This is a genomic window from Duganella sp. CY15W (assembly GCF_009857555.1).
GTDB classification, from domain to species: Bacteria; Pseudomonadota; Gammaproteobacteria; order Burkholderiales; family Burkholderiaceae_D; genus Rugamonas; species Rugamonas sacchari.
This window is the reverse complement of record NZ_WWCQ01000006.1, coordinates 112,008-125,758: the sequence shown is the minus strand read 5'-3', so window position 1 is coordinate 125,758 and position 13,751 is coordinate 112,008. Positions and strand designations below refer to the sequence as shown.

Genomic DNA, 13,751 nt, shown 5'->3' with positions numbered 1-13,751 from the left:
ACCTTGGAGGATGTATGAGTACTCTACCGAATACCCTGGTCAGCAAGCTGGGCTGGGCGGTGCTGGCGGTGCTGGGCGCCTCGGCGCTGGGCGTCGTGGCGCTGCACCGCGGTGAATCGATCAGCGCAATCTGGATCGTGATTGCTGCGGTCTGCGTGTATCTGATCGCTTACCGCTATTACAGCCTGTACATTGCCGATAAAGTGCTGGGCCTGGATGGGCGCCGCATGACGCCTGCCAACAAGCTCAACGATGGCCTCGATCACGTGCCGACCAATAAGTATGTGCTGTTCGGCCACCACTTTGCCGCCATCGCCGGCGCCGGCCCGCTGGTCGGTCCGGTGCTGGCCGCGCAGATGGGCTATCTGCCGGGCATGCTGTGGATACTGGCCGGCGTGGTGTTTGCCGGCGCGGTGCAGGATTTCATCGTGCTGTTCATTTCGATGCGCCGTGATGGCCGCTCGCTGGGCGATCTGATCAAGTCGGAACTGGGCGCGATTCCGGGCAATATCGCGCTGCTGGGAACCTTCATGATTATGGTCATCATCCTCGCGGTGCTGGCGCTGATCGTGGTGAAGGCGCTGACCGGCTCGCCTTGGGGCAGCTTTACGGTGATGGCCACTATTCCGATCGCGCTGTTCATGGGCGTGTATTCGCGCTTCATCCGCGTCGGCCGCATTGGCGAGGTGTCGATCATCGGCTTTGTGCTGCTGATGGGCGCGATCTTCGGCGGCCAGTGGGTGCAGGAAAATCCTGCGCTGGCGCCGATGTTTACCTTCACCGGCACCGAACTGACCTGGATGCTGATTGGCTACGGCTTTGTCGCGTCGGTGCTGCCGGTGTGGCTGCTGCTGGCGCCGCGCGATTATCTGTCGACCTTCCTCAAAATCGGCACCATTGTCGGCCTGGCGCTGGGCATCCTGATTGTGGCGCCGCATCTGCAAATGCCGGCGCTGACCAAGTTCATTGACGGCACCGGTCCGGTCTGGGCTGGTTCGCTGTTCCCGTTCCTGTTTATCACCATCGCTTGCGGCGCCGTGTCCGGCTTCCACGCGCTGATCTCGTCGGGCACTACGCCGAAGATGATCGAGAACGAAACCCATGCGCGCTTCATCGGCTATGGCGCGATGCTGATGGAGTCGTTTGTGGCGATCATGGCGCTGGTGGCGGCCTCGACCATCGATCCTGGCGTGTACTTCGCGATGAACTCGCCAGCGGCGCTGCTGGGCACGACGGCGGAATCTGCCGCGCACGCGGTGTCGCAGATGGGCTTCTTCATTACGCCGGAAATGCTGACGCAGACCGCCAAGGATGTTGGCGAGCACAGCATCATCTCGCGCGCGGGTGGCGCGCCGACGCTGGCGGTGGGCATGGCGCACATCCTGTCCGGCGTGCTGGGCGGCCGTGAGATGATGGCGTTCTGGTACCACTTTGCGATTCTGTTTGAGGCACTGTTCATCCTGACCGCGGTGGATGCGGGTACCCGCGCCGGCCGCTTCATGCTGCAGGATTTGCTGGGCGCGTTTATCCCGACCATGAAGAAGACTGAAAACACGGTGGCCAACCTGATCGCGACCGGCCTGTGCGTGGCGGCCTGGGGCTACTTCCTGTACCAGGGCGTGGTCGATCCGCTGGGCGGCATCAATACGCTGTGGCCGCTGTTCGGTATCGCCAACCAGATGCTGGCGGCGATCGCGCTGATCCTCGGCACCTGCGTGCTGTTCAAGATGAAGCGTGGCCAGTACGCCTGGGTCACCATCGTGCCGACCGTGTGGCTGCTGCTGTGCACGCTGACGGCAGGCTGGCAGAAGATTTTCGACGCCAACCCGAAAGTCGGTTTCCTGGCCCACGCCGCCAAGTACCAGGCCGCGCTGGATGAGGGCAAGATCCTGGCCCCCGCCAAGTCCATCGCCCAGATGCAGCAGGTGATCTTCAACGATTATCTGGATGCCTCGCTGGCTGGCTTCTTCGTGATCGTTGTGCTGAGCGTGCTGATCTTTGGCGCCCGCACCGTGCAGGCCGCACGTGCCGCCAGCAAGCCGACCGCCAACGAAAGCCCGATGGTACTGACCACCGCCAAGGTGCAGTGATGCTGGGCGAGATCGCCAAGGCCGGCCGCTATCTCGGGCAGAGCATGCGCCTGATGATGGGCTTGCCGGACTACGATGCGTATGTGACGCACCGGGAAACCACCCATCCCGGCGAGCCCTACATGACGTACGAGGAATTTTTCCGCGAACGTCAGGAGGCGCGCTACGGCGGCGCAGGCAAGCGCGGCGGTTGTTGCTGAGACAGACCGGCTCCCAGTGAGCCGGTTTTTTTTCGTCGACGGCGGAACTTCTCGGCGGGCGACGCCATCTAACGCAGATGGCACCTTATATTTACCAACAGGCTTTTGCGCGCAACATCGGCTGGGTCACGCCGGATGAGCAGGCCATCTTGCGCGGCAAGCGCATCGCGATTGCCGGCATGGGCGGGGTTGGCGGTGTCCATTTGCTGACGCTGGCGCGGCTGGGCATCGGCGCCTTCCACATTGCCGACTTCGATACCTTCGACCTTGCCAACTTCAACCGCCAGGTTGGCGCCAACGTCTCGACGCTGGGCCAACCCAAGGTGAATGTGCTGGCGGCCATGGCGCTGGACATCAACCCCGGGCTGCAGCTGGTGCGTTTTCCCAACGGCGTCAACGAGGACAATCTGGCCAGCTTCTTTGAGGGTGTAGACTTATACGTGGATGGCCTCGACTTCTTTGCCTTTGGCGCGCGGCAGACCACCTTCGCCGCCTGCGCACGGCTGAATATTCCCGCCATCACTGCCGCGCCATTGGGCATGGGCACTGCGGTACTCAACTTCCTGCCGGGACATATGACGTTTGAAGAATACTTTGATTGGGGCGACAAGCCGGATCTCGAAAAAGCGCTGCGCTTCCTGGTCGGGCTGGCGCCGGCCGGCCTGCATGGCGGCTACCTGGTCGATCCGTCAAGCATCAACCTCAAGGAGCAGCGTGGCCCGTCCACCATCATGGGCTGCGAGCTGTGCGCCGGCGCCGCTGCCACCGAGGCCCTGAAAATTTTATTACAGCGGGGCGAGGTGCTGGCGGCCCCGCGCGGCTACCAGTTCGACGCCTACCGCAACAAGCTGGTGCGTACCTGGCGCCCCGGCGGCAACCGCCATCCGCTGCAACGGCTGGCGATGATGCTGGCCAGACGCCGCCGGCCCGGAGAGCAGACATGAGCACGACGGTACCGCAGCTGGACGCAACGCTGGAACGCATCCTCGAGCTGGCGCGCTGGGCGCCCAGCGGCGACAACACGCAGCCGTGGCGCTTTGAGATACTCGGCCCGCGCCAGCTGGTCATCCATGGCCACGACACGCGCGACCATTGTGTCTACGATCTGGATGGCCACCCCAGCCAAATGTCGATCGGTGCGCTGCTGGAAACCATGGCCATCGCCGCCAGCACGTTTGGGCTGGAAATGCGCAGTACGCGCCACGCTGACACGCCCGATACGCAGCCGACGCTGAGTGTCGATTTCACGCTGGCGCCGGGCCTGGAGGCCGATCCGCTGGCCGGCGCCATCCTGCAACGCAGCGTGCAGCGGCGCGCGCTGAGCCGCCGCGCGCTGACGGCAGCGGAAAAATCCGCCCTGGCGATCGCCCTGCCGCAAGGCTATCGGGTGCACTGGCTGGAAGGCGCCCAGCGCCTGGCCGCTGCGCGCCTCATGTTCAACAACGCCAAGCTGCGCCTGACCATGCCGGAAGCGCATCAGGTGCACAAGTCCATCATCGAGTGGAATGCCCGCTACAGCGAAGACCGCATCCCCGATCAGGCGCTCGGCGCGGATGCCATGACCACCAGGCTGATGCGCTGGGTGATGCAGGACTGGAAGCGCGTGCAGTTCTTCAATACGTGGCTGGCCGGTACGCTGGCGCCGCGCGTGCAGATGGACCTGATCCCCAGCCTCGCTTGCGCCGCGCATTTCGTGCTGGTGGCCGACCAGCCGCCGCAGCGCATCGATGACTATCTTGCCGCCGGCCGCGCCATGCAGCGCTTCTGGCTGACCGCCACCGCGCAAGGACTGCAACTGCAGCCGGAGCTGACGCCGCTCATCTTCTCGCGCTATGTGCGCGAGCGCCGCAAATTTTCCGAGACCCCTGGCATGCTGACGCGCGCAGCCGAGCTGTCGCGCCACGGCGAAGCGCTGGTGGGCCAGCAGGATTGGGCGACGGCGGTCTTCATGGGCCGCATCGGTGCGGGCGAGCCGGCCATATCGCGTTCCTTGCGCCGCCCCTTGCGCGATCTGCTGGTGGTGCCGGGAGAACGGTAATGCGCGCCATCAAACCGGGCCAGATCGCCGTCTTCATCAGCCTGCTGATGTTGATACTGCTGCTGGGAATCGGCGGTACCGCGCTGCTCGCCCGCCAACTGCCACCCAGCGATTTTCGCGGTGTGGCGCTGCTGCTGCTGGCCGTGCTGCTGATCTACCTGTCCGCGTTCCTGGTGTACCGCCTGTTCCTGCTGGCGCTGCCGCTGCGCGAAGGCGAGGTGGCGGAGAATTCACGCGATGAGCTGGTCGCCAACGTCAACATCCTGTTCTATCTGCTGCTGTTCAATTCGCTGATACGCACCTACTTCATTCCGGTGCCACTCCAGCGGCTGATCTATCTCGCACTGGGCGCCAGGCTGGGCGCCAACACCTACAGCGCGGGCGTGCTGCTCGACCCGCCGCTCACCTACATCGGCAGCAACACCATCATCGGCCACGATGCCGTGATCTTCGCGCACGTGATTGAAGGCGCGCGGCTGGAACTCAAGGCGGTCCACATCGGCAACACCGTCACGATCGGCGCCAAGGCGGTGGTGATGGCGGGCGTGCAGATCGGCGACAACGCCATCGTCTCGACCGGCGCGGTGGTCACCAAGGACACCCAGATTGCCGCGGGCGAAGTCTGGGGCGGTGTGCCGGCACGCCGGCTCAAAGCTGCGCAGTGACGGAATTTTTTACACTGCCTCGTCCAGCAAATCCTAAGTCATTGATTTCAAAAGCACGCCTTTGCTGGCAAGGCTTTTGCTCTTAGCTCCTCACGGCCTCGATTCCCTTGGCCTCACCTTCAGGAGCATTCATGAAAACCTCTCCAATTGCGCTGGCCATCGCCATGCTGGCCACCGCGCTGGCGACGCCGCTGACGGCCAGCGCCGGCCCCACGCTGGGCCTGGACCCTACCGGTACTGGCGCCTACAGCACCTACGCCGACCTGTGGACCAATGTCACCGACACCGGTCTGTCCACTGGCTTTGTTCCCGGCCGCATCGTCGGCCCTGGCGCCACTGCGCCCTACCTGACCGAACTGCGCTCGCAAATGGTGGTGGGTACTATGTCGAACAGCAACATTCCCGCCATCGTCACGCCGGCCGGTCTGAACACCACGTTTGAAATCAGCAAGGTGGTACGCTTTCAGGAACTGGTCAATTCACAGACCGCCACCACCGCACACTTCGGCCTGCCCGCTACGCAGTCTGCTGCGATGGATGTGGATGCCGCGCATGCCGGTGTGCAGAACGTTGCCATCTACCTCGATAACATCACTGACGGCAGCAAGGCCGTTCCCGGCAATAACGGCAACACCGTGCGCTGCTATGGCGAAGGCGTCACCTCGGCCGGTTGCGGTGGTGGCGGCGGTGATGGCGACGGCGTGCTGATTATGTCCGGCCACCTGGTGTTCAACGACGCCAGCTTTAGCGCCTCGGGCAACGTCGGCACCGGCTCCTTCGATTCGCGCTTCATGATCGACTATGTGGACACCAATTACCTGAACGCCGTCACCGGCTCCATCTTTATCGACAAGTTCACCGGCACCACCAATGTGCCGTCGTTCTTCACCCCGACCATGATGTGGGACGGCTCCACACCCACCACGGTACCGTTCCTGAAAGTGGATTCGTCGCAAAGCTTTGCGACGATACCTGAGCCAGCCACGCTGGCATTGATTGGCCTCGGCTTTGCGGGACTCGCGCTGGGCACGCGCCGCAAGGTGCAGTCCTGACCTGTTGCAGCGGTCCTTGACAGCGGATCAGGCGTAGCCACCTGATCCGCTTTTTTTATCCACGCGTCACACGCCAGTGCGCGCGCTTGGTACGGAAGGTGTGATGCTTGCGATACTCGCCCGGACTCATGCCCATCGCCCGGCGGAACAGTTTGCTGAAGGTGCTGGCGTTGGTGTAACCGCAGGCATTGGCGATGGTTTGCAGGCTGTTCAGACTAATCTCCAGCATCACCTTGGCACGCTGCACGCGCAGGTCCTGCAGATAGTCGAGCGGCGTCATGCCGAGCACGCTCTGGAAGTGGCGCAGCAAGGTGCGCTCGCTGGATGATGCCACCGCTGCCAGTGCCGACAAATCATAGGGCTGTTCGATATTCGCTTCCAGCCACTGCTTGGCACGGTACACGGGACTGTCCGAGGTCATCGACAGCCAGTCACGCTCCGACAGCTGGTTGCCTTGCTCCTGGCGTTCCGATTGCAGCTGCAGCAGCCGCGCACAGCCTTGTGCTGCTTCGGCATCTACCATGCGCGTCAATATCTCGATCAGGAAATCGGTCTGCTGCGACGGCGCCACGCAAGTGTACAGCTGCGGATAAAAACTCATGGCATCCGGGCTGGAGAAATCACAGGCGGGGAAGCGGCGGCGGAAGAACGCCTTGAAGGCCCAGTGTGCATCAAGCGTCAAGCCGTCCAACATGCCGGCCAGCGCAGGAAAAATCAGGCCGGTCGAACAGGCTGCGATAATCCCACCCTGCTCCACATGCGCCTTCAGCATCGTCATCACGGCCGGATAGCGTGTGGCCAGCAACGGCAATTCCAGCGCATTGGACACGTACAGCGCTGGAATAATCAGCAAGCGGCGATGCGGCGGCGCCGTCACCTCCGAGGTCGAAGCAAACACGCCTGCGACCGAAGTATCGAACAAGGCCGGACTGCCGGCCGGCGTCACGATTTTCCAGCTCAGGGGGCTGACAGCGTGGGGATTTCGCAACTTCAGCACGGTTGCAGCCAGCCTCAGCACGTCGGCCGCGTTGAACACCGTTCCCATGATAGCCTCAGGCAAACACAGCACTTGTGCCTCGAAATGCGGGATGGGGTTGGCGATATTGGTCATGATTATGGCGATATTGCTCCTATTTTTAGAAGAAAGCAAACCTTAGAATCATTTTCAGCAGGCGATCAGCCGGCGTTTTGAAGTCAAAAATTGTACGTTCAACGGGAGATGAAAGTGAGTTTGATTCAACAACGGCTGCCGCAGCGCTTGTGCGCCAGCGCGGTCAGTGTGGCGCTGGCAAGCATGGCCGCGACCACCAGCTTTGCACAAGAGACGGAACAAGTGGTCGTGGTGACGGCCCAGAGCCGCAGCCAGCAAATTCAAAACGTCCCGATCGCCGTCCAGACCATGTCGGGCGCCGCGCTCAAGGACATCGGCGTTGCCAACCTCGGCGATGTGGATGCCTTTGTGCCGGGCCTGTCGATCGATACCTCGCAGTCCGTGCGGCCATCGGTCTACCTGCGCGGTGTGGGCACGCAAGACTTCGGCATCGGCACCGATTCGCCCGTGGGCATTTACACCGATGGCGTCTACACCGGCAAGAACGGTGGCTCGCTGCTCAACTTCAACGACGTCAAGCGCATCGAGGTGCTGAAGGGGCCGCAAGGCACGCTGTTTGGCCGCAACGCTGCGGCGGGCGCCATTTCCATCGTCACCAATGACCCTGTCAACCGCGTCGAAGCCAACGGCCTGGTGCGCATCGGCAGCCATGGCACGCGCCACGCGGAAGCCCTGTACAACACGCCGCTTACCGACAGCCTGTCGCTGCGGATTTCCGCCGTTACCCAGCAGGATGACGGCTGGGCACGCAACGCCTACAACGGCAAGCGCATGGGCGATGATGGCGACCGCGGCGTGCGCGCGGCCGTGCGCTGGCAAGGCGACGACAGCGCCGCCACGCTGAGCTGGGAACATGAGGTGATGCGCGCCTCCGGCCCGCCCGTGTTCTCGCTCACCAACAACAAGATCAATTACGGCGGGCCGGCCACGTGGACCAATCCGCTGAATACCCAGCTCAACAATGACGCCGAACCGGACATGCAGGGCCGCACCTTCGACGGCGTGACGCTGCGCATCGAAACCCCGCTGTCGTTTGCCACGCTGACCAGCACCACGGCCTACCGCCACTACAACGCCCAGAACTGGCAGGACAACGATGCGGGCGCCAACGCGGCCACGGCGCTGTCCACCGGCATCGTTGAATCCAACGCGACCTGGCAGCAGGAGTTCAAGCTCAGCGGCGAGACCGGCAAGATCAACTGGGTCAGCGGCGTCAGCGCCTACCGCGAACGCGCGGCGTCGGTGCAGAGCGTGTCGGCCACCACCACCTCGCTGGACACCATCATCAATCACTCGGCCGGCCTGTCGCCATATGCCACGCTGACGGCGTTGGCACAGGGCTTGGGCAAGGCCACCGGCAACGGCGCGCTGCAAGGCGTCAACCTGCTGGGCCAGTCCTGGTCCGAGTACATGCACGACAAGGGCGAGTACCGCGCCTACGCCGTGTATGGCGACGCCATCTGGCACGTCAGCGACAGCAGCAACCTGACGCTGGGCGGCCGCTACACGCATGACCAGAAATCGTTCAGCTGGTACAACCCGTCGCGTACCGCAAGCGGACTGGACACCACGCTGGCCGCGCTCAACCAGGCCAATTTCTTCCCGTCGCTGGTCGCCGCCAGGCTGTTGACCGCAACCCAGGCGGCCACGCTCAAGGCGGTCACGACGAGCAATATCCAGTTCACCAATCCAGGTTCGGCCAAGGCGCCGTTCAGCGCGGACAAGAGCTGGAACAACTTCAGCCCGCGTGTCGTGCTCGACCATCACCTGACGCCGGACCACATGGCGTATGTATCGTGGAGCAAGGGCTACCAGTCCGGCGGCTTTGACGCAGTGGGCGTCAACGGCCAGTACGACAAGGAGCTCGTGACCAATCTGGAGGCCGGCCTGAAAGGCAGCGTGAATTCGCTGGGCCTAAGCTACGGCGCCTCGGTGTTCCGCTACAAATACACCAACCTGCAAAGCCTGACGCTGGTGCCGGCCAGCGCCACCAGCGGCATTCCGGTCTACCAGATCGTCAACAGCGACCAGAAGGCCACCGGCGTGGATCTGGAAGGCCAATGGAAGCTGAACCGCATCTGGCGCCTGAACGGCTCGCTGGAATATCTGGACCAGACCTACGATCATTATGTCGCCCCAACCGGCGTCAGCCTGGATGGGCAGCCGGCAGGCGCGCCGTACCTGAGCGCCTCGGCTGGCGTGGCCGCCAAGTGGCCGGTCGCCGACGGCAAAGCCGACGTCAACCTGATGTACGGCTATCAGGGCAAGAAGCGCTGCAATGCCGATACCAGCGCGACCGGTAACTGCCTGCCGGACAGCGTGGTCGGCGCGGGCAAGGCGCGTGAACGCGTGGACGCGCGCGTGGGCTGGACGGCGGCGTCCGGCCGCTGGGGTGTGGGCCTGGTGGTCAGCAACCTGACCAACAAACAGTATGTGTCGGTCAGTACGCTGGGCTCGGCCGTGGGTTCACCGTACGTCTACGTCAGCAAGCCGCGCGTGATTGCGCTGGAATTGCGCGCCCAGCTTTAAATCGCCGCCAGCAGCTGCGCCAGACGCACACCCGCGTCGTAGCGCAGGCACTGCAAGGATACGCCGGCCGCCGCCGCACGCGGACCGGCGTGTTCCAGCAATTGCAGCGTTGCCGCGCGCAGCTGCTTTTCCCGCACCCGGTCCGAACGCAACAGGATGCCGGCGCCCATGCGCAGCACACCCTGCATGTTGAGGTACTGGTCCAGATTCCCGGCGATCCCCAGCACCGGCACGCCCGCCACCAGCGCCTGCTGGCTGGTCGGACTGCCGCCATTGCAGATCACCAGACTGGCACGCTGCGCGGCCAGCATGCCCGGCAGGTACGGCGCCAGACGCGCATTGGACGGCACGTTCGCCGGCACCGCATGGCCCGCAGTTGCCACCAGCACCGTGACCGGCAGCGGCGCCAGGGCCTCCAGCAAGGTCGGCAGCAACGCCGCCTGCCCCGAGCTACCCAGCGTGACATAAACGATGCGCCGGCCAGCCGGCAAGGTATCCCACCATGCCGGCAAGGCCACCGGCGGCGACCAGATCACCGGCCCTAGATAACTGTGCGTCGTTGGCATGTCGAGCGGTGGAAACATCTCGGGCAAATCCGGGTACAGCACGTGGTCCGCATCAGTGTAGATGCGCCGCAAGTCATAGCCCAGCGATGGCAGGCGATACGCGCGCCGTACCTGGTTGAGCGGACGGCTATGCAAGGCGAACGCCAGCGGCCTCACGCCACGAAACAGACGCTCCGCGAGTGCAATCGGCAACACGCGCGTCATCGGCAGCGCCGGCACATGGTAGTGCTGTTTGACGTACGGGCTCCAGTAAGCGTTGATCAGCGCCACGTACGGCACCCGCGCCACACGCGCGCTGACCGACAGCGACAAACGGAAGTCGCCCACCACCACATCCGGCCGCACCGCCTCCAGCAGCGCCACATCATCCAGGACGTACTGCGCCAGCGTGGCCCTGTCGTAGACGGGCTTGCCGGCTGCGAGCGCCGCCAGAAAACGTTCGCCGGAAATGCTGTGCAGCACCCATGTGCTGAGGTCGCTGCCCGCCAGGAACATCTCATAACCCGGCGCGCAGGCAAAGTGCACCTCGTAGCGCTGCCGGTCCAGCGTCTGCGCCAGCGCGAGCGGACGCCCCACATGCGCCAGTGTGACCGCTTCCGCCACAAACAAGATTTTTTTGCGTTCCATTCCCACAGCTTGCAACTGTCACGCATGGGTTGTTTGAGCTTGCGCAAACGTGCCCGCCTTAACCCGGATCAAAGTCGAGCTTGCCTGAAGCATATATTTTTCTTATTGGCATTTATGAATGAGGCCTTGCGATGTTCAACATTGAACGCTCCGGTCCGCATCAAAAGCTGACGCGCATCTCGGTGGTGTCGACCGGCAGCGCGCTGCTGCTGGTATTTGTGCTGTTTGCGGCAGCCTCTGTCGTCAGCCATCGCGAGAAAGATGCTCAGCGGCTCACCACACTGGCCGCCATGCTCGTCAGCGAGCGCCAGCCTGTGCTTAACGTCCTTGCTGCCGATGACACCATCCTGCAAGCAGTTATCTACGACAACGATGGCACACTGCGCAGCCGTTACCGTTCGCCACAGCTGTCGCCGGACCAAGCCGCGCCGGACGCGCCAGCGGCCATCGATGACCTCCGCATCCGTGTCGAACACAACGGTCCACCCTGGGCTGCCACCACGCGCCTTTACCATGCACTGCGCGACGGCGACGGCATCCTGCTGCTGGAGGCCACGCAAAGCCATATGTGGCCGGAGATTCTGAAAACCCTCGGCGTCGCCGCATTTGCCGCCGCCTTGTCCTTCATGCTAGCCCGGCTGAACGGGGCACGCTTCAAGGACAGCCTCAGCGAGCCTATCAACCAGCTCATCGCCGCCGCCCGGCAAGTCAGCCAAGGCACAGCCACGCCACGCATCGCCCATCAGCGCAATGACGAGCTCGGCGCATTGATCGACAGCTTCAACGACATGCTGGCCCAAGTCGAAGGCCGCGATGCCGCGCTGGCCCAGTATCGCGACCAGCTGGAGCGCCAGGTCAGCGTCCGCACCGAACAACTGGAAAAAGCCAAGAACGCCGCCGAGGCCGCGAGCCAGGCCAAAAGCGCCTTCCTGGCCACCATGAGCCACGAAATCCGTACCCCCATGAACGGCGTCCTTGGCATGACCGACCTGCTGCTGGCAACCCGCCTGTCGGAACAGCAGCGCCACTACACCAGCATGGTCAAGCGCTCGGGCGAGCATCTGCTGGTCATCATCAACGACATTCTCGACTTTTCCAAAATCGAAGCGGGCAAGCTCACGGTGGAATACATCCATTTCAATTTCCGCGACCTACTGGACGACATCGAGAATGTGTTTTCGCCACAGGCGCAGGCCAAGGGACTGCGGCTGGAGCTGGACGTCGCCCACCACATCCCGCTGGCGATCTGCGGCGACCCCAACCGTCTGCGCCAGGTGCTGTTCAACCTGCTTGGCAACGCCATCAAATTTACCGACAGCGGCCAGATCACCGTCAAAGTGCATGTGGTGCAGGAAGACGCGCAATCGGTGGGACTGCGGTTTGAAGTCCACGACACCGGCATCGGCATCTCCGCCGAAGCACGCGCGCGCATCTTCGATTCCTTCTCACAAGCCGACGGTTCCACCACGCGCAAACACGGCGGCACCGGCCTGGGACTGGCGATCTCAAAACAACTGGTGGGACTCATGGGCGGCGAAATTGGCGTGGATCATGCGCTAACTCAAGGTTCGGTGTTTTGGTTTGCCGTAAATTTTGACAAACGTCGTGTTGACAGCGACGACCCGTCCACCGCCACCCAGGGAATCCGCGCTTTGATAGTCGATGACAACCCTGCCAGCCGCAGCGCGCTGGAGCGGCAGCTGACGTCGTGGCGCATCCACTGCGCCCACGCCAGCGCTACCGACGCCCTGCCCCAGCTGCTGCAAGCGGCCGCCAGCGGACAAGCTTATGATGCCGCACTGCTCGACATGCAGCTGCCCCGCACCAGCGGCCTGGCGCTGGCGGCCGCCATCCACGGCGAGCCGGCATTGTGCGCCATGCGGCTACTCCTGCTCAGCACTGAACACAACGCTGCCGATAACGTACAGCTACGCGCAGCAGGCGCTGCATTCCAGCTCATCAAGCCCGCGCGTGACTGCGATTTGTACGAAGCCCTCACCACCTCGGCACGCGGGCGCGAGACGCGCGCCGCCAGCGCAGCGGCCGCACCGCCGTTGACGACACTCAGCGCCGGCAACGCGTCACGCGTGCGCAAGGGCCGCAAGGTTCTGCTTGCCGAAGACAACCCCGTCAACGTTGAAGTCGCCAGCGCGATGCTGGAAGGTCTGGGGCTCGACGTGCGCCGCGCCTGCAATGGCGAAGAGGCACTGCACTCCGTCCAGGAAGACGACTTCGACGTCATCCTCATGGACTGCCAGATGCCCGTGATGGACGGTTTTGCCGCCACCACTGAAATCCGCCGTCACGAACAGCAACATGGCCGCGCGCGCAACCTGCCCATCATTGCGATCACCGCCAACGCGCTGCAAGGCGACCGCGAATCCTGTCTTGCCGCCGGCATGGATGACTACCTGAGCAAGCCTTTCACCCAGCAGGCGCTGGGGCAGACGCTGTCCCGCTGGATCAACCTGCCCCGCATCGCGGCCGCGCCTGCCGAGCCAGCGCCACCGCAGGCGGACGAACACATCAACCTGCAGGCGCTGGACAATATCCGCGCGCTCAGCCCCAACAATGGCGGCGCCCTGCTGGAGCGCGTGCTGCACGCCTTCCTCCACGACACGCCCACCCATCTGCACACTATCCGCCAGGCCATTACGGCCGAGAATACGGAAGGGATGCGCAAGGCCGCGCACAGCCTCAAGTCCAGCGCCGCCAATGTCGGCGCCGACGCGCTGGCGCAGCGCAGCAAGGAACTGGAACAACTAGGACGTAACGACACCACCGCCGGCGCCGCGCCACTGCTGGCCGATATGGAACGCTCTTTCCAGGCCGCGCGGCAGGCGTTGGGAGCCCTCCTGGAAAAGGAAATCTGA

The 13,751-nt window shown here is 63.6% G+C and carries 10 protein-coding genes; 8 read left to right on the top strand and 2 right to left on the bottom strand.

Going from position 1 to position 13,751, the window contains the following annotated elements; all coding sequences use genetic code 11:
- Positions 1-14 precede the first annotated feature (14 nt).
- The 6 genes from GTP58_RS25315 (at position 15) to GTP58_RS25290 (ending at position 6,045) form a co-directional block, all read left to right on the top strand.
- Positions 15-2,090, top strand: coding sequence for a carbon starvation CstA family protein (locus tag GTP58_RS25315; protein ID WP_161079826.1), 2,076 nt, complete (start codon positions 15-17; stop codon positions 2,088-2,090).
- Positions 2,090-2,290, top strand: a complete 201-nt coding sequence (locus tag GTP58_RS25310; protein WP_072786250.1) for a YbdD/YjiX family protein — start codon at positions 2,090-2,092, stop codon at positions 2,288-2,290. The genes GTP58_RS25315 and GTP58_RS25310 overlap by 1 nt, the downstream gene beginning before the upstream one ends.
- Positions 2,291-2,367: 77 nt before the next feature.
- Positions 2,368-3,234: a ThiF family adenylyltransferase gene (locus GTP58_RS25305; RefSeq protein WP_161079825.1), complete on the top strand. Its 867-nt coding sequence runs from the start codon at positions 2,368-2,370 to the stop codon at positions 3,232-3,234.
- Positions 3,231-4,328, top strand: a complete 1,098-nt coding sequence (locus GTP58_RS25300) for a nitroreductase family protein (RefSeq protein ID WP_161079824.1) — start codon at positions 3,231-3,233, stop codon at positions 4,326-4,328. The genes GTP58_RS25305 and GTP58_RS25300 overlap by 4 nt, the downstream gene beginning before the upstream one ends.
- A complete protein-coding gene (locus GTP58_RS25295) occupies positions 4,328-4,993 on the top strand; it encodes a DapH/DapD/GlmU-related protein (protein WP_161079823.1) in 666 nt (221 codons plus the stop codon). The genes GTP58_RS25300 and GTP58_RS25295 overlap by 1 nt, the downstream gene beginning before the upstream one ends.
- Positions 4,994-5,124: 131 nt before the next feature.
- Complete coding sequence (locus tag GTP58_RS25290; protein ID WP_161079822.1) at positions 5,125-6,045, top strand: PEP-CTERM sorting domain-containing protein; 921 nt, start codon at positions 5,125-5,127, stop codon at positions 6,043-6,045.
- Positions 6,046-6,100: 55 nt separating this feature from the next.
- Here GTP58_RS25290 and GTP58_RS25285 read toward each other — a convergent pair whose 3' ends face one another.
- A complete protein-coding gene (locus GTP58_RS25285; protein ID WP_072786245.1) occupies positions 6,101-7,156 on the bottom strand; it encodes a GlxA family transcriptional regulator in 1,056 nt (351 codons plus the stop codon).
- A 114-nt stretch (positions 7,157-7,270) separates the two neighbouring features.
- Between GTP58_RS25285 and GTP58_RS25280 the strand changes: the two genes are divergently transcribed.
- Complete coding sequence (locus GTP58_RS25280; protein WP_161079821.1) at positions 7,271-9,685, top strand: TonB-dependent receptor; 2,415 nt, start codon at positions 7,271-7,273, stop codon at positions 9,683-9,685.
- Here GTP58_RS25280 and GTP58_RS25275 read toward each other — a convergent pair.
- Positions 9,682-10,878, bottom strand: coding sequence for a glycosyltransferase (locus tag GTP58_RS25275; protein ID WP_161079820.1), 1,197 nt, complete (start codon positions 10,876-10,878; stop codon positions 9,682-9,684). The two genes, GTP58_RS25280 and GTP58_RS25275, sit on opposite strands and share 4 nt — an antisense overlap.
- A gap of 131 nt (positions 10,879-11,009) precedes the next feature.
- On the opposite strand from GTP58_RS25275, the gene GTP58_RS25270 reads away from it, so the two are divergent.
- The gene (locus GTP58_RS25270) at positions 11,010-13,751 is read left to right on the top strand and encodes a response regulator (protein ID WP_161079819.1); all 2,742 of its coding nucleotides are present in this window, start codon (positions 11,010-11,012) and stop codon (positions 13,749-13,751) included.